Origin of the sequence: Candidatus Njordibacter sp. Uisw_039 (assembly GCF_047730075.1) — a bacterium.
GTDB lineage: Bacteria > Pseudomonadota > Gammaproteobacteria > Pseudomonadales > Balneatricaceae > Njordibacter.
Genome location: NZ_CP159831.1, coordinates 1428961 through 1448558, shown reverse-complemented (window position 1 = coordinate 1448558; position 19598 = coordinate 1428961). Strand labels below are relative to the sequence as shown.

16 protein-coding genes are annotated in these 19598 nt (G+C 44.1%); 5 read left to right on the top strand and 11 right to left on the bottom strand.

Annotation, left to right across the window (positions count from 1 at the left end; all coding sequences use genetic code 11):
- The first annotated feature begins 6 nt into the window (after positions 1-6).
- Positions 7-2121: a molybdopterin oxidoreductase family protein gene (locus ABXT70_RS06850; protein ID WP_443642428.1), complete on the top strand. Its 2115-nt coding sequence runs from the start codon at positions 7-9 to the stop codon at positions 2119-2121.
- Positions 2122-2124: 3 nt separating this feature from the next.
- Here ABXT70_RS06850 and ABXT70_RS06845 read toward each other — a convergent pair whose 3' ends face one another.
- Positions 2125-2901 (bottom strand): maleate cis-trans isomerase family protein, encoded by a 777-nt coding sequence (locus ABXT70_RS06845; RefSeq protein ID WP_443642427.1) that lies wholly within the window; start codon positions 2899-2901, stop codon positions 2125-2127.
- Between the two features lie 19 nt (positions 2902-2920).
- Positions 2921-4030 carry a protease SohB gene (sohB, locus tag ABXT70_RS06840; protein WP_443642426.1) on the bottom strand — a complete coding sequence of 370 codons (1110 nt, stop codon included), beginning with the start codon at positions 4028-4030 and terminating at the stop codon, positions 2921-2923.
- A 176-nt stretch (positions 4031-4206) separates the two neighbouring features.
- Between sohB and ABXT70_RS06835 the strand changes: the two genes are divergently transcribed.
- Both ABXT70_RS06835 and nhaB read left to right on the top strand, forming a co-directional pair.
- Entirely contained in the window at positions 4207-4521 is a 315-nt protein-coding gene (locus ABXT70_RS06835) for an SCP2 sterol-binding domain-containing protein (protein ID WP_443642425.1), read from the top strand.
- Between the two features lie 172 nt (positions 4522-4693).
- Positions 4694-6199 carry a sodium/proton antiporter NhaB gene (nhaB, locus tag ABXT70_RS06830; protein WP_443642423.1) on the top strand — a complete coding sequence of 502 codons (1506 nt, stop codon included), beginning with the start codon at positions 4694-4696 and terminating at the stop codon, positions 6197-6199.
- 79 nt (positions 6200-6278) lie between these two features.
- Here the strand turns inward: nhaB and dnaQ are convergent, their stop codons facing one another.
- Genes dnaQ through ABXT70_RS06815 form a run of 3 tightly spaced genes read right to left on the bottom strand, consistent with a single transcriptional unit; the run spans position 6279 to position 8228 of the window.
- Positions 6279-7010, bottom strand: coding sequence for a DNA polymerase III subunit epsilon (gene dnaQ / locus ABXT70_RS06825; protein ID WP_443642422.1), 732 nt, complete (start codon positions 7008-7010; stop codon positions 6279-6281).
- An 18-nt stretch (positions 7011-7028) separates the two neighbouring features.
- A complete protein-coding gene (gene rnhA / locus ABXT70_RS06820) occupies positions 7029-7472 on the bottom strand; it encodes a ribonuclease HI (RefSeq protein WP_443642421.1) in 444 nt (147 codons plus the stop codon).
- On the bottom strand, positions 7473-8228 hold the full coding sequence (locus tag ABXT70_RS06815; RefSeq protein WP_443642420.1) for a class I SAM-dependent methyltransferase: 756 nt from the start codon (positions 8226-8228) through the stop codon (positions 7473-7475).
- A gap of 96 nt (positions 8229-8324) precedes the next feature.
- Between ABXT70_RS06815 and gloB the strand changes: the two genes are divergently transcribed.
- Positions 8325-9116, top strand: a complete 792-nt coding sequence (gene gloB, locus ABXT70_RS06810; RefSeq protein ID WP_443642419.1) for a hydroxyacylglutathione hydrolase — start codon at positions 8325-8327, stop codon at positions 9114-9116.
- 173 nt (positions 9117-9289) lie between these two features.
- Complete coding sequence (locus ABXT70_RS06805) at positions 9290-11107, top strand: LysM peptidoglycan-binding domain-containing protein (RefSeq protein ID WP_443642418.1); 1818 nt, start codon at positions 9290-9292, stop codon at positions 11105-11107.
- Between the two features lie 79 nt (positions 11108-11186).
- Here the strand turns inward: ABXT70_RS06805 and ABXT70_RS06800 are convergent, their stop codons facing one another.
- The 6 genes from ABXT70_RS06800 to ABXT70_RS06775 form a co-directional block, all read right to left on the bottom strand.
- On the bottom strand, positions 11187-12272 hold the full coding sequence (locus ABXT70_RS06800) for a BMP family ABC transporter substrate-binding protein (protein ID WP_443642417.1): 1086 nt from the start codon (positions 12270-12272) through the stop codon (positions 11187-11189).
- A gap of 70 nt (positions 12273-12342) precedes the next feature.
- Positions 12343-13263: an ABC transporter permease gene (locus tag ABXT70_RS06795; RefSeq protein ID WP_443642416.1), complete on the bottom strand. Its 921-nt coding sequence runs from the start codon at positions 13261-13263 to the stop codon at positions 12343-12345.
- Positions 13260-14351: an ABC transporter permease gene (locus tag ABXT70_RS06790; protein WP_443642415.1), complete on the bottom strand. Its 1092-nt coding sequence runs from the start codon at positions 14349-14351 to the stop codon at positions 13260-13262. The genes ABXT70_RS06795 and ABXT70_RS06790 overlap by 4 nt, the downstream gene beginning before the upstream one ends.
- 1 nt (position 14352) lies before the next feature.
- A complete protein-coding gene (locus ABXT70_RS06785; protein WP_443642414.1) occupies positions 14353-15921 on the bottom strand; it encodes an ABC transporter ATP-binding protein in 1569 nt (522 codons plus the stop codon).
- A 108-nt stretch (positions 15922-16029) separates the two neighbouring features.
- Positions 16030-18969: an insulinase family protein gene (locus ABXT70_RS06780; protein ID WP_443642413.1), complete on the bottom strand. Its 2940-nt coding sequence runs from the start codon at positions 18967-18969 to the stop codon at positions 16030-16032.
- A gap of 109 nt (positions 18970-19078) precedes the next feature.
- The gene (locus tag ABXT70_RS06775) at positions 19079-19483 is read right to left on the bottom strand and encodes a response regulator transcription factor (protein ID WP_443642412.1); all 405 of its coding nucleotides are present in this window, start codon (positions 19481-19483) and stop codon (positions 19079-19081) included.
- Positions 19484-19598: the final 115 nt, after the last annotated feature.

Genomic DNA, 19598 nt, shown 5'->3' with positions numbered 1-19598 from the left:
CTATAAGTGAGAAATATTGTACACTCAGAAGCAACAATAAACGACGCCCAAAAGAACATGCAAAGAATAGCGGCCACCTGTCCCCACGATTGCCCAAGTGTTTGCGCCTTAGAAGTTGAGCGTATAGACAGCCATACCATTGGTGGTGTCTATGGTAGCAAGAGCCAAACCTATACGGATGGCGTGATTTGCGCCAAGGTAGCTCGTTATAAAGACCGCATCCACCATCCACAGCGCCTAACCCAACCGTTGCGCCGCATTGGGGCTAAAGGCATAGGCATTGAAGCGTTTGAGCCTATTAGCTGGGATAAAGCAATGGACTTAATGGTTGATAAACTTACCGCCATTAGCAGTAAATATGGCGCTGAGGCAATTTGGCCATACCACTATGCTGGCACCATGGGTTTAGTACAAAGGGATTCTATCGACCGGCTTAGCAACACTTTGGGCTACTCTCGCCAGAAGTCTACCATTTGCACCACCTTGGCTGACGCAGGATACATTGCAGGCACCGGCCTTAAACGTGGCATTGATCCACGGGAAATGCAGTATTCATCACTTATTATCGTTTGGGGTGGTAACCCAGTTCACACTCAAATTAATGTTATGAATCACATTAATAAAGCTCGCAATAAAAATAATGCTAAGTTAGTAGTTGTGGATCCTTACCGCACCGCAACGGCACAAAAAGCTGATTTACACCTTATGCTCAAACCGGGTACTGATGGTGCTTTAGCTTGCGCAATCATGCACTGTCTATTTAGAGACGGACACGCCGATTGGGATTATCTAAATCAATTTACAGACGATCCAAATGGTCTTGAAAGTCATTTAAAACATAGAACTCCAGCATGGGCATCAGAAATCACAGGGTTAAAGGAAGAAGAAATTGAAACCTTCGCCCAATGGTATGGCAATCATCCCCAAGCCTTTATTCGATTAGGGTATGGCTTTAGTCGTAGCCGCAACGGTGCTTTTAATATGCATGCGGTTACGTGTTTGCCAGCAGTCACAGGGGCATGGAAACACCTCGGTGGCGGAGCACTTTATAGTAATAGCGCTATGTATGCTGTGGATTTAAACCTCATAAAAGCTTTGGACTGCATCGATGAAACCACTCGTCAACTAGACCAATCGCGCATCGGGCCAGTGCTCACCAATGATAAAAGAGACCTTCAGGGAAAACCCCCAGTTAAAGGGCTGTTTATTCAAAACACTAACCCTATGGCGGTCGCACCTGAATCAAATTTGGTGCGCCAAGGGTTTGAACGTGATGATTTGTTCATTTGCGTGCATGAACAATTTATGACTGAAACTGCTGCCATGGCAGACTTAGTACTTCCCGCCACCATGTTCTTAGAACATGATGACATCTATTTAGGCGGCGGCCATACCCACCTTCAAATAAGTCGTAAGGTTATTGAACCACCTGGCGAGTGTCGGAGTAATTTATCGGTCATTAATGAATTGGGCCAACGTTTAGGCAGCCGGCATAGAGGTTTTGACATGTCTGCTATAGAGCTCATGCAAGACTGTGTGGCGCAAGGTGGGTCAATTAGTTGGCAAACCTTATGGCAGCAAAACTGGGTGGACTGTGCATTACCCTTTGATGACGCCCATTACCTGAACGGTTTTGGGCACAGTGACGGCAGATTCCACTTTCACAATGGCTGGGATGAGCTTTTATTAGGAAAGATTCATGCGTCCTCATTACCTGATCATGTTGCTATTACTGACCCCACTACGGTTAAGCAACGATGGCGCTTAGTGACCGCACCAGCGCGTCATTTTTTAAACACTAGCTTCACCGAGACTCCGTCTTCGCTGAGGTTGGAGAAACAGCCAGATCTCATGGTGCATCCTAAGGATTGCTTAGCCTTAGGTGTAAAGAACGGAGATCTTGTTGAAATTGGTAATGATCGGGGACAGCTTATTTTACCAGTTAAGGAATTTGATGGATTGCAACAAGGTATATTAGTCTGCGAGTCAGTTTGGCCCAATAAAGCATTTTCTGGCAATGTAGGTATCAACGCCCTCACCAGCGCAGAACCTGGATTACCTGATGGTGGTGCTGTATTTCATGACACCAGTGTTTGGTTGCGGCCCTGTGCCAAGGTTTAGTGTTTACATAGCACCCAATAAACGTCCAACGTTGGCCTTAGGTAGCGTAATATCAAGCTGGTGTAAAAGGTGCCAAGCCATAACTTGGTTGCTAGACATAAAATAACAACCATAGCGCTGTTCTAGTTCGTGTAGTTTGGCCACGGCTTTAAAGTTGGTGCAAGAAATAAACACGGCATCGGGCACGGCTTCGATCCCATCAAGCAGCCCATCAATCAGAACTGGCAAATGATCGGGGTTCATAGAACCAATGTCTCGATCAAGCGTTAGATCAAGGCTACCCCAGCCAGTAATATTATAACCTGCATCGGTTAATGCCTCATAAAACGGCATATTTACTGAAGCTAAATAAGGCGACAATATCACTACATCTTTGGCTTGAATGTATGCTAACGCAGCTTTCACAGCACTAAATGGGTTACTGGTGATTTGTTGCGTATTACCTTGTTGCAGCAATTCGCGCACTCTCTCTTCGCCAATAACTAAGCTTCCAGAAGTACACCCGTAAGCGATTGCATCTAGGGTCACGTCCGGCAGGATCAGGCTAGCGCAGTGGCCTATCTGTTGCGCCATTGTTAACAACGCTTCTGGCGTGACTTCAGCTGCACAGGCTATGCGAGCCACTAAAATTTCTATCGGTAACCCGGCAAACAGTTCGCGCCACTCCACTTCAAGCACCATGTCCGTTGCTAGCACCACTAAACCAACACGAACTGGCTCATTATTTGATACTAAAAATTCTGGTGACAATGGTCTACATAGGTTTGAAAAAGACTGCATAGCAAGGCCCTGTAAAAATTTAGTGGATGATAGATTGACGTCGTGCTCTGGACCATATGCGGTTACTAAACAAGGTTAAACTAGTGGCAGCTGCAATACCAAATCTTTCCCCAATGGTCTTTTTAGACACATACTCAATTAACAATACGTCGCTTTGTTTTACTGCTTCTTGCAACACTTCATCAGAGGTGCCTACGGCATCTACAAGACCCATATCTATGGCTTGCTGACCATACCATACGTCACCGTTAGCAACTTCATCCAAGTCAATCTGCGGACGTTGTTGTTTGACCCAATTTTTAAACAATCCGTGGGTTTGCTGTAAATCTTCTACAAATTTATCACGTCCTTTACGGGTATTTTCTCCCATAATGGTGAGGCTGCGCTTGTGTTCACCAGCCGTTAACACCTCAACGTCGATAGAGTGTTTTTTAAGCAGTCGGTGTACGTTAGGAACTTCTGCCACTACACCTATGGACCCGACAAGGGCGAATGGTGCAGCGGTAATATGATTGGCCATACAGGCCATCATATAGCCACCACTAGCAGCTATTTGATCAACACAAATAGTGAGTGGGATATTAGCGGTATTAATACGTCCCAATTGTGATGCTGCCAAACCATAGGTATGCACCATACCGCCACTTGAGTCGAGGCGCATAATAATTTCATCAGTCACTTTGGCTACGGATATAATGGCACTAATCTCATGGCGTAAAAACTCTACTGCGCTGGCCTTAACGTCGCCATCAAAGTCCAATACAAAGGTACGTTTTTTGGTGGTGGGTACTTCTTTCTCTTCACTAGAAGTTGCCGAATCGTCAGCTTTGATTTGTTTAGCCTGTTTTTTTGCTTCGGCCTTATCTTGCTTAGTCTGGAGCTTATCAGCTTTTTCCTGGCTCTTACGCAACTGTTTGAATTGATATTTGTCCATCATGGCGTGATCTAAGGTATCCGTCATGTCTTCAAACTCTTCATTAAGGTTTCGTACCTCAATATGCCCTGCCTTACTCTGTTGTCGGCGGTTTTGGCCTGCCATCACCAGAAATCCAATCACCACAATAGCGGCAACACAAAAAGTAATGACTTTAGCTAAAAATAGCCCATACTCATACAAAAAATCTAACACGTAACTCTCCAGATGTGGTTCTTGGGTACACCAAAACAATAGCGATCTATTCTAGTCTAGTAGGCCATAAAACCATAACTAAACATTCACCAAAGTCGAAATTCAAACGATCGTTTGATTTTATTTTAAAAAACACATAGAATCAGAAATTAAAACTCACTAGTAGGACTAAGCCTATGGCAGTAGCCAAAATTATGGCACAAATGCAGTCTGCATTTGTAGCTGACGAAGCTGAAGGATTACAGGCAACATTCCAATTCTGTATTTCTGATGATGATGATTTCTATGTAACCATAGGTAATGCTAACTGCACCGGCAACATAGGCAACCACGACGACCCAGAAATTACCATGTCTATGGATTCTGAAACCCTTACAGAGATTGTTTCAGGTGAATTAGATGGTATGGCTGCGTTTATGGGTGGTCGCTTGCAAGCTGAAGGGGATGTCATGTTGGGCACCCGGTTAAGCCAATTGTTCAAGATGAATTAATTCTCATACATAATTTTCTTAATAACAGCCCCTTTTACCTTTTGTGGGCCCTGCTTTTTGGCTGCTACATTTGTAAATCAACTGTAAACCCACTAGAATATTGCTCCAAATTGATCTGTTCTCAAGACCTTAATTTAAACGAATTCTTTTTACTCTTTTACAGGACTTTCGTATGCAACAAGTATTAACTATGCCGCAGGCATTTTGGCGTAACTTTCTTGGAAACTCACCAGTTTGGTATAAGCAGGTCATAATTGGTTTCTTAATTATTAACCCTTTCTTGCTAGCTATTGCCGGTCCTACTATCACTGGCTGGGTGTTGATTTTTGAATTCATTTTTACCTTAGCACTAGCCCTTAAGTGTTACCCACTTCAGCCTGGTGGGTTGTTGGCTATCGAAGCTGTTGCCATTGGCCTGGCGTCTCCAGATGGTGTTTACCACGAAGTTAGCAGTAATCTACAGGTTATCTTGCTGCTTATGTTTATGGTGGCCGGCATCTATTTCATGAAAGACATGCTGCTCGCCGTATTCACCCGCTTTCTTGTAGGTGTAAAGTCTAAGGTGATATTGTCTCTGGTGTTCAGTTTTACTGCTGCCGTATTGTCAGCTTTTTTAGATGCCCTAACTGTAACAGCTGTATTAATCAGTGTAAGTGTTGGTTTTTACTCCGTTTATCATAAAGTAGCATCAAACGCCGGTGCTCATGATCACAACCACCATAATGACGACCATGTAGTTGAACTCCATCGTGAAGATTTAGACCAGTTCCGCTCATTCTTACGCAGCCTGATGATGCACGGCGCCGTAGGTACCGCCCTAGGTGGTGTTACTACCCTAGTTGGTGAGCCACAAAACCTCTTGATTGCCGAAAAGGCCGGTTGGGAATTTATAGAGTTCTTTTTACACATGGCGCCTGTCACCATGCCCGTTTTGGTGACAGGCTTGTTAACCTGCATTGTTACTGAAAAGCTTAACTGGTTTGGTTACGGTGGACAGTTGCCAGTCGCTGTGCGGACGGTATTAGAAGACTTTGACAAAGATCAAAGTGCTCAGCGTAGCTTGCGTGACAACGCAACCTTAATCATACAAGTGGTTGTAGTGTTGATGCTGGTTTTTGCTTTAGCATTCCATATAGCCGCTGTAGGGCTTGTTGGCTTAATGGTCATCATCATTTTGACCGCCTTTAATGGCATTACTGAAGAAAGCCAAATTGGTCATGCGTTTGAAGAAGCCCTCCCATTTACAGCCCTTTTGGTAGTGTTTTTCGCGGTTGTAACCGTGATTCATGAACAGCACTTGTTCAATCCAATCATAGAATGGGTGCTTACTCTCGAGTTAGACATGCAACCGCGCGTCTTCTTTGTTGCCAACGGCGTGTTATCTGCCATCAGTGACAACGTGTTTGTTGCTACTATTTATATCAATGAAATAGTCGGCGCATTGGAGGCGGGTTTAATTGATCGTGCGCACTTTGATAAGCTAGCAATTGCCATAAACACAGGTACAAATATTCCTAGTGTTGCTACTCCAAACGGCCAAGCAGCGTTCTTGTTCTTGCTGACTTCTGCAGCAGCACCTTTGATTCGTTTGTCATATGGCACTATGGTATGGATGGCGTTGCCATATACCATTACCATGAGCATTGTGGGTTATTTAGCGGTAAGCTACATGATTTAATATTTTCTTCTGACGCACCCAAAAAGCCGCATTAGTTGCGGCTTTTTGGAGTCTTTAGAGGCATCAAAAGACGATTAACTTACTCTGGTGATTCTAACCAGAGGCACTTATCATTAGATTCCTTAGCCACAGTTTCAAGCTTTGCGTGATGAGCATTAAGTTCTTCGCTAGTGGCCAATACCACGGGTAGATTATCATCTTGTATACTCTCTATTCGGCTGTTAACCGCAGTAGCATCTATTTTTCTTGATGGCGTTTCAGCAGCCAACATTAAGTCAGTTTGCCCACCTGTCATAATCAGGTATACATCAGCTAAGATCTCAGAGTCTAATAATGCACCATGCAATTCTCGGTGAGCATTATTAATGCCATACCTACGACAGAGTGCATCTAAGTTGTTCTTTTGCCCTGGATGTTTTTGTCTGGCAAGCTTTAAGGTATCTGTAATTTTACAAATGTCTGAAATTTTTGGATAGCTGCGACCAGCCGCCTTACCAACAATCGCCAACTCATTATCCAAGAACCCTAGATCAAAGGGTGCGTTGTGTATAATTAACTCAGCATCCCTAACAAACTCAATAAAATCGTCAGCAATGGCAGAAAATAATGGTTTATCTTGCAGGAACTCTTCAGTGATTCCATGGACAGCCTGCGCTTCCATGGGAATATCACGTTCTGGATGAACGTATTCATGGAAACTTTTTCCCGTGAGGCGTCGATTCACCATTTCTAGTGCACCAACCTCAATTAATCGATGACCCTGTTTGGGTTCTAAGCCTGTTGTTTCTGTATCTAATACTATTAAACGCACAATTTATTCCTAGAGAGGCTATGCAGTGTGTTCTGCAGCACCTAAGTTAGCAAGGTCATCGGCAATTTCGTTTTCCACATGACCACTATGCCCTTTAACCCAGTGCCATTCTACCTCATGTGGCTGAACAGCCCGATCCAACATTTGCCAAAGGTCCGCATTCTTGACGGGCTTTTTAGCCGCTGTACGCCAGTTATTCTTGCGCCAATTAAAAATCCATTCTGTAATTCCTTTGCGCACGTACTGGGAATCGGTCGTTAGATCAACCTTGCACGGACGAGTTAAAGCTTCTAGTCCCTTAATTGCAGCCATAAGCTCCATTCGGTTATTAGTAGTTAACGGTTCGCCACCATACAATTGTTTTTCCTGATCTTTAAAACGCATAAGCACCCCCCATCCTCCTGGGCCCGGATTACCTTTGCATGCACCGTCGGTAAATAATTTAATTTGATCTGTATCCAATCAACTGGTCTCCAAAGATTGCTTATTTTGGCTGGGTTGCCGTGTTGCTCCTGCTAAACCAAAGTTCGGTTTAATCATTCGATTACGCCAATGTGTTTTAAGTAAATGTACCCGTGTCTCTTGTTTTACTGCAGATAAAACATAGCCTGCACACAAAGGATTTGTAAAGTAACTAAGCCAAGGCCAAGTCTTCCATTTAGCTGGCGAGTAATCATATACAGGCTTGATATCGAAGTCACCAAAACTGAGGAGCGTGAGCCAGTCTTTAAGCCTACGCTGAGCTAAGAAGTTGGCTCGCCAAGGTACTCCGTGCTTTAGCCTTAGTTGTCGCCATAGGCCCCAAAAGCTATAAGGGTTAAGACCAGTTATCACCAAACGACCGCCTGAGTTAATGACCCGAGAGGCTTCTCTGAGGGTTTGATGGGGGTTGTCGCTCATGTCTAACACGTGCTGCAGCACCACGAGGTCTATGGCTTCGTTAGCTAGCGGTAACTGGTGTGGATCCATTACTGCGTGGCCATCTAACTGAATATTTGCCGTTAACGCCAAAGCATTTTTTATGGGGCTTGCCAAACTTGAACTAAGCTTGGCATTGAGACCCAAATAAACACTGTAGTGGCCAAAAGCTCTGGGCATCAGCAAAGCCAATTGCTGCTGCTCTTGGGCCATAAATGAGGCACCTTTTGCAGTCTTCAGCCAAGCAGCGAACTGTTGTTCTTCAAATTGGTAGGACTGTAGGTGAATGTGATCAATCATGCTCCATAATAAGTCATTCTCGTCGACCGTGCTTGCGTAATTTGGCCATCACCGCTACTCTTAATGGTAAAAATTTAGCCCCAAAAAGGCCATACTATGCAGTCAACAACTTCAGATCTAATCATCACGCCAATACCAGCCTTTGACGATAACTACATCTGGTGTATCGAGGAGGCACATTCCGACTCTTTTATTGTAGTAGATCCAGGTGACGCTCAGGTTGTCATTGCCCATGCGTTACAAATACAAAAAAAGTTGTCTGCGATATTAGTTACCCATCATCATGCTGATCATACGGGTGGCATTGCAGCGTTAGCCAATCATTTCGGGGAACTACCAATTTATGGGCCGGTAAATAGCCCTTACCCAGGCCTTACCCACCACATTAAAGAAGGCGACACGGTGGATGTATTTGGTGTGGCATTCAATGTCATGGAAATTCCTGGCCACACCCTAGATCATATTGCCTATTATAATAATCAACAAAGTCTATTATTTTGTGGGGACACTTTATTTTTGGCCGGCTGCGGCCGCGTGTTTGAAGGCACCCCTGAACAGATGCACCATTCACTGAACAAAATTATGGCATTGCCAGCCATGACCAAAGCTTACCCAACCCATGAATATAGTTTAGCCAACTTAGAGTTTGCCATGGCGGTTGATGGCAATAATGAAGCATTAAAATTAGCTCAAAAAATGTGCAAAGAAATTCGTGCGGAAGATCAGGTCACCTTACCTACACGTCTAGCTCAGGAATCAGCCATTAATCCATTTGTACGTACCCATGATAAAGCGGTAATTGCCAGTGCTGAACGCTACAAGAACCAAGATTTGCAAAGCCCTAGTGACGTTTTTGCGGCTCTAAGGCAGTGGAAAAACAGTTTTTAATGGTTATTAACGATAAAACTAAGGAACAAGTAACAAGACTTGAGGTTCTTTATTGACCTACGCACCTAGCCTGCTAAAATTAGCGTCCTTTAACCATTGAAATTGTGATTATTGCTTTGATGCGAATTTTTTTACACCAGACCTCTAAATGCTTGTTTAAACCGATGCTTTTGGTGGCTATAACGTTTTTTCTTAGTGGCTGCCAAACACAAACTTTAAAACCTCAGCCCTCTAATTCAGATATCCCTGTAGATGTTGCTGATGCCCTTGAAATTGTAGCTGACACCCCTGAGGATATTGTTAATGCCCCTGAGGACGTTGCTGATGTCTCGGCAGATGTTGTAGGAGAAATGCCACAGCAAACCCAGCCATCTTCAGAATCTGCCTCCAACTCGAACATAGCTATCTACCCAGCGGCCCAAAAAATTGCCGAGAAGATTGCTAGTAACGTTTTTATCGCTTGGTCTGAACTTGACTCTGACGACAGTACACAAGCGGCAACAGACTTAATTGCAGAAGCTTATCAAAAGACGGAAATTATTGCCCAAACTGACATCACTACTGAAGCAATTCCAGAGCCAATTATTGAACTTGACCTTTGGCAGCTCACTGTGGCTAATTACGGCTTAGGTAAGATCGAAAATGCCCGCATTACCCCGCACTACAACTGGTACAACAAACATAAAAAGTACATGCATCGTGTTACCACTCGGGCCAGCCGTTATTACCACTTTATGCTTCACACTGCCTTAGACCAGTCGTTACCTGCTGAAATCGCCCTATTGCCTATTGTTGAAAGCGGTTTTGATCCATTTGCCTATTCTTCAGGACGTGCATCTGGAGCGTGGCAATTTATTCCAGCTACGGGTCGGGCTTTTGGCCTAAAACAAAACTGGTGGTACGACGGCCGTAGAGATATTGTCGCGTCGACAAAAGCGGCCCATAAATATCTATTACAGTTACACAAAATGTTTGATGGTGACTGGTTGCTTGCCATTGCTTCATATAATGGTGGCCAAGGTACCGTAATGAAAGCAATCAAACGCAATAAAAAAGCTGGTAAACCAACAGATTTTTGGTCATTGAAGCTACCCAGAGAAACCATGAATTACGTGCCTAAGTTGTTGGCTGTAGCACGCGTTGTAGCGGAACAAGCTGGCACAGACACTTTGAATAGTATCGATGATGAAGCTTACTTTAAATTAGTAGATGTTGGATCTCAGATCGATTTAGCTCAAGCAGCTGAAATGGCCAATATCACTACTGATGAAATGTATCGACTAAACCCTGCTTTTAACCAATGGGCAACAGACCCTCAAGGCCCACACCACTTACTCATTCCAATAGCGCACCTAGACAGGTTCAAAACCAGCCTTCAAGACCTCCCTTCGAGCAAAAGGGTGGCTTGGGAAAGACATAAAATAGTCGAAGGTGATAGCTTATTAAGGCTTGCCAACCGTTATCATGTGAGCGTTGATTTAATACGTACCATCAATAACATAGATGGCTACATGATCCGTGCTGGCAAAACCCTTATGATCCCTATTGCCAGCAAAGATGCGTCAGCCTATACCTTAAGTGCTGCACAGCGTGTTATTAATAGACAACTTCAAATCGGCCAAACTCAAGCCAGCCAACGTATTGAGTACGAGGTTAAAAGTGGTGATAGTCTCTGGAAGATTGCTAAGAAGTATAAAATTAGTATCAAGCAGATTGCTAAATGGAACAAGCTCAGTTTTAAGTCGGTGTTACAGATTGGTGACAAGCTTAACATATGGCCACGTAGCAGCAGTAAACTAGCTTCAGCCCAGCGTAAAGTAGTTAAAAAAGTTACTTATAAGGTACGTTCGGGTGACAACTTATCGGTTATTGCCCACCGCTTTAGCGTCACCGTAAAGGACATTAAGAAGTGGAATCAATTGCTCAAGAAATACCTCCAACCAGGACAACAGCTAAGCCTCTTTGTTAACGTTACCAAACTTAAACAATAGGTATAAAAAACCCGCTTTAAGCGGGTTTTTTGGTGTGAGTCAGTAGAAAACTAACTAAGGTGTTTGTCAGCTTATTAGCCTATAGCTGGTCATCAACACCCTGAACATACCAGTCCATACCCATTAGGCTGCCCATATCAACGGTCTCGCCTTCAGCTGCGGCCATAGACCCATCCTGCTTGTATACAGGGCCAGCAAATGGGTGCAGTTCACCAGCTTTAATGGCTGCTGCCGTCGCCTCTGCCTTAGCTTTAACATCAGCAGGCATATTGATATATGGGCCCATGAAAACCATGCCAGAATCAATACCGCCAAACGTATCAGTGCTCACCCAAGAACCATCTAATACTGCTTGTGTACGATCAACGTAGTAGTCATCCCAGTCATCAATGATAGAAGTTAACAAAGCGTTAGGAGCAAACGGAGACATGTCTGAGGCTTGACCAAAGGCATAGACACCCTGTTCTTCTGCAACTTGGACAGCGGCTGTAGAGTCTGTGTGTTGAGTAATGATATCAGCACCTTGGCTAATCAATACTTTAGCAGCATCAGCTTCCTTGCCTGGGTCAAACCAAGAGTTAGCCCATACCACTTTAAGTTTAAAGTCTGGGTTAACCGTTTGGGCACCTAACAAGAACGCATTAATGCCACGCACTACTTCAGGTATTGGGAACGAACCAATGTACCCAGCCACACCTGATTTAGACATCTTGGCAGCAATTTGACCAATGACATAACGGCCTTCATAAAAGCGTGCGGCGTAAGTAGACACGTTATCCGTACGTTTGTAGCCGGTGGCATGCTCAAACTTTACATCTGGAAACTTAGCCGCAACGTTTATGGTTGGGTCCATGTATCCGAAAGAAGTGGTAAAGATAAGACCAGCACCCTCTTTCACTAAACGTGTAATTGTACGTTCGGCATCTGGGCCTTCAGGTACGTTTTCTACGAAAACTGTTTCTACCTGATCACCTAAGCGAGCATCAATGGCTTGGCGGCCCTGGTCATGTTGATAAGTCCAACCATGGTCTCCAGGAGGGCCTATGTAAATAAAGCCCACTTTGAGTTTCTCAGCCTTAGCCTCAACGAATACTTCTTTTTGTTGGAATAGATAGAACGCTAAGCCTATTGCGACAACCACAATGGCGACAATTAACTTCTTCATACAATTTCTCCTCATCTATTATGATGATTTATTATTAAAATATTACAACAATATTGACCTTAAGCCAGGCTTAACGATCGGGTACAAAACCTTGCCCTAAAGAGGCAGGGGTATTGATCAAAGATAAACGTCGGTTAGTAGAAATAATAACCAACGCCAAAATAGTTGCAACGTAGGGCAGTGAAGATAACAGTTGTGACGGTATACCAACACCCATACCCTGAGCATAGAGCCCCAAAATCCATACGCCACCAAATAAATAAGCACCAGCAGCTAACCTAGCCGGTAACCAAGTAGAGAATACCACTAATGCCAGCGCAATCCAGCCCCTACCTGCGGTCATGTTTTCTATCCACTGTGGTGTGTATACCAAGGACAAATAGGCCCCAGCAAGGCCAGATGTCGCACCACCAAAAGCAATACAAGCGTAACGGACTGCGATGACTCGATAGCCTAAAGCGTGGGCAGAGGCATGATTTTGTCCAACAGCACGAATAATTAAACCTACACGGGTGTGATTTAACACATAAGCTACGCCAACAGTTAAAGCGATTGAAATGTAAACTAACGGGTCTTGGCCAAATACTAATCGACCTACATATGGCAAATCTGATAACCATGGTATAGACACATTGGCTAGCTTTACCCCTGGTAAACCTACAAATCCACTACCAATTAAACCCGAAAGTCCTAACCCTAGCAACGTAATTGCTAAACCCGTTGCCACTTGATTAGTCATTAAAGTTTGCGTGAGTAAGCCAAATAACAAAGAGGTGGCAATACCTGCAAAGGTAGCTGCAATAACGCCTAACCAGGCTGATCCTGTGACATGGGCGGCAGCAAAGCCACATACGGCTCCCATCACCATCATACCCTCAATGCCAAGGTTAAGTACCCCTGAACGTTCAACCACCAACTCGCCAATAGCCGCTAACAACAAAGGTGTAGACGCCGTGATAATGGTTAGAAGTATTGCTTCGTAAGGGCTCATGATGTGTGACCTACGGTGTGTTGATTAGGTTTAGCACTAATCCATTTAAGTCGATATAAAATTAACGTATCGCACATCAAAATAAAGAATAACAACATGCCCTGAAACATCTGAGTGATCTTGCTAGAAATACCTAACTCGATTTGTATACCTTCACCGCCAATGTAACTAATCGCTAACAAGATGCCAGCAAAAATGACGCCTAGAGGATTTAAACGTCCCAGAAATGCCACAATAATAGCTGTAAAACCATAGTTAGGAGAAATATGAGGTTGTAACTGGCCTATTGGCCCCGCCACTTCAATTAACCCTGCAAGGCCTGCAAGGCCACCAGACAAGGCAAAACAGAACCACACGGTTTTGGTTTGTGAAAACCCTGCAAAGGCGCCTGCTCTGGGTGCGCTTCCCACGACCTTAATTTCAAAACCCTTTAGTGTATGGCGCATTATCCAAAACAGGACTAACGCGGCACCTAGCGCCACTACAAGCCCCAAATGCATTCGACCGTCACCCCACATAGGCAGGAGATGCCAGCCTTCAAACGATACGGACTTTGGAAAATTATAACCATTGGGATCTTTCCACGGTCCACGCACAAACCAGTCCAAAAGTAACTGAGCGATATAGACTAGCATCAAGCTAGTAAGAATTTCATTGACCCCAAAGTGAGTCTTTAACCAAGCGGGGATCAAGGCAAACAGTGCACCGCCTAATGCACCTAAACATAGCATGGCTAAAAGGGCTAAAGGTGATTGCCACTCTCCCCACAAAACAGGAATAATAGCACCCATAAGGGCACCAACGGTAAGCTGACCTTCAGCGCCTATGTTCCAAACGTTAGCCTTAAAACACACGGCTAAACCCACACCAATGAGCACCAATGGTCCGGCTTTAACCAACACTTCCTCAATGGACCACCAACTGGTTAAGGGATCTATAAAGTATAGATATAGAGCAGTTAGGGGTGGCTTACCCATTGCTGCAAAAATTAACCCCCCCATAACTACCGTAATTAGTATGGCCAGTACAGGAGACAATAGGTTCATTACGTCCGAAGCCTGGGCACGTTTTTCTAGAATCAACTGCATATTAAGCTCCAGAGCCTTGGGCAGACCGTTCATGGGATCCAGCCATCATTAAACCAATTTGTTCACGAGAAAGATCACCGGCTGCATAGGTAGGTGACAATTGCCCCCGCGACATGACAGCAATGGTGTCAGCTAATTCAAAAATCTCATCAAGATCTTGGCTGATGATCAAAATGGCACTACCTTGGCGCGATAAGTCGACCACTGCCTGACGGATAAGAGCAGCAGCTCCAGCATCAACACCCCATGTGGGTTGGTTAATAACCAATACTTTAGGTTGGCGATTGAGTTCCCTACCTACGACAAACTTCTGTAGATTGCCCCCAGACAAAGAACCTGCAATGGCGTCTTCCTTAGACTTACGTACGTCATAATCTATGCCAATAACCTTGTTTAAATGAGCCAGCTGATTTCTGTCTATGCCCAACCATCCAAGATCTAGTGAAGATTCTGTGTCAATACAGGCGTGACGAGAAAGTAGAATATTATCGGTTAAACTTAAGTGCTCTACTGCACTATGCCCCATGCGCTCCTCTGGCACAAAAGCAGCACCTAAGCAGCGACGTTGGTTGATATTAAGGCCATCACTAATTTGCCCTAGTAATGAAATAAAGTTTTGATTAGGGTTACATTCTTCACCAGAAATAACGCTAAACAATTCACCTTGGCCATTACCTGCTACACCTGCAATAGCAAGTATCTCGCCACTTTTAACCTGTAAGTTAACGTCCACAAGGTCAACACCAAAAGGGGTAGACGAGCCTTTATAGAGGTGAGAAAGCTCCAATAATACGTCGCCTACTTGATCGTTAGCATCACGATTCACCTGATGTACACTAGCCCCCACCATTAGTTGAGCTAAGGTTGCAGCAGTTTCTACTTGAGGATCGACTTCTGCAACCAACTTACCATGGCGTAAAATAGTGGCGTCATGACATATTTGTTTTACTTCTTCCAAACGATGAGAAATATAAAGCACAGCACAGCCCTCTTCTACCAAACGGCGTAAGGTTGAAAATAGTGCTTGGGCCTCTTGTGGGGTAAGAACCGCTGTTGGCTCATCCATGATGAGGAGCTTGGGTTGTTGCAACAGGCAACGTACAATTTCGATACGTTGCCTTTCACCAACAGATAGATCTGCTACTAATGCAGCGGGGTTAAGAGGCAAACCGTAATCTTGTGACAAGTCAGCTATGCGTTGACTTAAATCCCCTTGGCGCAACTGGGCTGGCAAAGCAAGACTGATGTTTTCGGCAACAGTGAGGGCTTCAAACAATGAAAAATGCTGAAAAACCATACCAATACCTAGGTTTCTCGCATGGGCTGGGCTGTCGATTGACACATGTTGACCTTGCCAATGAATGCTACCTGAAGTCGGTTGCAAGGCACCGTACATCATTTTAACTAAGGTGGACTTCCCTGCTCCGTTCTCACCTAATAATGCATGTACCTTACCAGTTTCTATCGATAAATTAAGCGTGTCATTGGCATAAAAATCGCCAAATTTTTTGGAAATATTTTTGACCTGCAACAGGGTCGATTGTGCATCATTATTAGATTTATGGAGCATAATATTCCAACATTGAGAAGTAATACAAAATAGATTGTAACCGTTACATTTTATGCGTCAACAAAAAACTGACTATTTGGTTAACTTTTCAAAAACAGCTGAGCTGGGCTAAACACTATAAACTTCAAAATCTTTGAAATATCCATGCTTACTTAATTCTGTCGGCGCAACAACAGCCTCTGATGGTTGGATGTCTTGTAAGTAACGTTTAGCCACACTTTGTAAAGAATCAAGAGATACGGCCAATATAGCTAATCTAAAGGCCTGGCGAATATCTGAGCTACGGCCATGAAGTTCATTCTGGTATGCCTGTAAGGCTTCTCCTGCAGGTGAACCAGGTTTATCAAGGCTACCAATAACACCTAACACAGCTTCTTCAAGGTGCTGTTGCAGTAGTTGATCGGAGAGCACCCAAACTACCGCAGCACTAAAATCCGTGAAAGTTTCTTCACTGCGGGGATCGCGGTATGAGTAAAACCGAAAACAGGCATTATTGTTGTCTTGACCCGCACCACCGCCGTATGCCCCACCTTGTTCTCGCACAGCACGATGCAAATAGCCATTGCGTAAAACCTCACCAAGAACAACCAACGAAGCGGCATCTGGATGCGCACTTGATACGGTTGGAAAAGATCTGGCGCAATAGTTAACTTGGGTGTTGGTAGTCCATAACTGCTGCACTGGCTGATAATCTGCCTTACTATGTGCCTTGTTATAAGTCCACTGTAAACAACCATTTAAGACACCCACCTGTTCCGAAAAGGCGGTGGTAAAAGTAGCCTCTATGTTAGATTGTTGTTGCTCTTCACCTACGCTAGCCAACTGTAGCGGTTGTTTACATAGCTGAGCTTGAAGCTCTGCAAGTTTGTTACAAAGGTCTACAAGGTGTTGTTCATCCTGCAAACCATCATCAAGTTGTTGTAGCCAAACTAACCCTTGCAAGCCACTAACGTTGTACTGAAGGTTTGCGCCAGCACTCATATTGCGACTGGCAGCACCTAAAGCAAAACTATGGCCAGATTGCCCCACACTTTGCTGACGACGTGATCGTAACTGACCCACCAATTCTTTGATACGTTGTTGTTCATCAAAACGCACGGACAACAAAGTTTGTTTTAATAAATCGACGATTGCCGTTTGTTGGCTGGCTAGTCCTTTGGTACTGAGGACAAAGTAGGCATTCAATTGATCAGCGTCTGTGGCTTGGCCACGGTAAGATAAATAAGCAGAGAGGCTGCCACAAACAGCAGCTTGCTGGGCTTGAACGGCCAAGTAATCCTGCTCACCAATACCCAACTCAGTCATTAACTGAGCCAGTAAATTAAGGTAAGGCAAGGTATTAGCATCAACTTTGGGCCAATCGATTACTAACTGGTGATACACCAAACCATTAGTTCCTGCACCATAGAATTCCCAACCTAGGTCTTTATTAGATACTGTTGGGCTAGCAATAAATTGTGTGGCTGGAATATCCTCGCGTGTAACTTCTGGCAAGACATCGGCGTCGTCTTCTTGTGACTGACGTTCTAACAAGGCTGCGGTTTCATCAATAACGACTTTACGCTGGGCATCATTCATGGTGTTAAGCATGTCACTGAGACGCTGTTTTTCTGCCACGTCTCTGCGGTTTGACATATGCTCATCGGGTACTAGTGTAAGCCTCACTTGATGGCTGTTATTTAACAGCAGATCTTGAATTAAACCAGGAATAAAGTTGCGATCTTTAATATCTTCAGCCAGTTGTGACAACACCGGGTCTAGGTTTAGCGCGGCCAAAGCATCACCTCCATGGATTGCGGCGGGTAGCGCACTTAATATTAGTTGCATACCAAAAGGGTAACCATCACCACCAATTTCACGTTGGCCCAATTCAAGCTGATGCAAAGCTGCTTCAATTTCGCTTTGAGCTACACCGTCATCTGCAACTTTTTGTAGGCAATTCAATACAAAGTTTTCAAAGGCATCAGCGTCTGCAACGTCAGCCCCTTCTAGGCCACAAACAAAAGCCATTTCTTTATTCGAGTCTTCTAAACCACAAAGTTGAGAAGGCCCTGTGCCTACACCACAGGTTTCTAGTTCTTTACGTAACGGTGAAGCACTGTTATCAAGTAAAACACGAGCCAGTAAATTGGCTTGCATTTGTTGCTTTAAATCTGTGCTATGACCAAGTAACCAACCCAACACTAAGTGGCTTTTGGCTTGTTTATCATTTGCTGCAGCTGGGTAACTTTCCTGAATTTTTAAGGGACTAAAATAGCGTTTTTCATCAGCCACTGAGAGATCTATTTTCTGCGCTGAAAAACGATATAATGCGTGCTTTTCAAAAGACTCTTGATGAGTCGCTGCGGTGATATCACCGCTAGTCATAAATATGGCATTGGATGGGTGGTAATGGCGCTTGTAAAAAGCCAACAACTGCTCATGAGTTAGATCAGGAATATCCGATGGCTCACCACCACTATTAAAATGATAGGTTGTGGTGGGGAACAGGTACTTGGTCAAGGTTTGCCATAGCTGACTTACAGGCGAACTCATGGCGCCTTTCATTTCGTTAAATACAACACCTTTGTAAGTAAGGCTTTGGTTGCCTTTTTCGTCATCAATAAATTCTACCCGGTGACCCTCTTGGGCAAAGTCTAAGGCATCAAGGCGGGCAAAAAACACCGCATCTAGATAGACTTCCAACAGATTATTGAAGTCCTTTTTATTTTGGCTAGCAAACGGATAAGCGGTCCAATCACTGCTGGTAAAAGCATTCATAAAGGTGTTTAAAGAGCGCCTTATCATCATAAAGAAAGGGTCTCTTACAGGAAACTTCTCGCTTCCACACAATGCTGTATGTTCCAGCACATGAGCCACACCCGAAGAATCTTGAGGCATGGTTTTTAATGCCACTAAAAACACATTTTCCGTTTGCTCACTGGCCAAATGGATATGCAGAGCACCAGTAATAACGTGCTCGTACTGTTGCATATTAATATTTAACGAATCTATTTTTTGCTGGCGCAAAAATCGAAATGCAGAATGTGACAATGGTGCTGCGGACATATTTTTACCAATTAATAGATACGAAATACACAATCAGTAGGCACCGAATGTGGCAATAGTAAGGCCAAGAAGCTAACTCACCTCTAGGACCAAGATAGGTTCACAACCGCTAATCAAAAGTTATTTCTGGTATGGTTGTTTGTAAGGCCGATAAGAATGCACCTTCATCGAAAGGTTTGCTCAAATAATAATCGGCACCAGCTTCAAGCCCTTCCCTTCGTTCTAGATCACTGGCTTTAGCTGTTTGCATAATAATGGGTAGAGCAACATTCTTAACAGTGGCACGCACATGTTTGAGAACATCGAGGCCGCTGATGCCTGGCATCATCCAATCGAGGAACATGACATCAAACTGATAGGCGTCATTATCGAGCACCTCGACCGCAGATTCGCCGTCCGGCACGGTCATTACTGCCAGACCTGCAGCTTCTAGGTAATCACTAAGGATCTCTAAATTGACCTCATCATCATCAACGATCAGGGCAGAGTAAACTTTGTCTTCGTAGTCTGTCATAAGGCTCACTAAAGCGATGGAATCAAAAGTTGTGCGACCCAAAATTGGGAACTGAAGTACAATAATATGAGTATAATTTGAAACGCCTTGCTAGAAAAGTATTCTTTAACAGAAA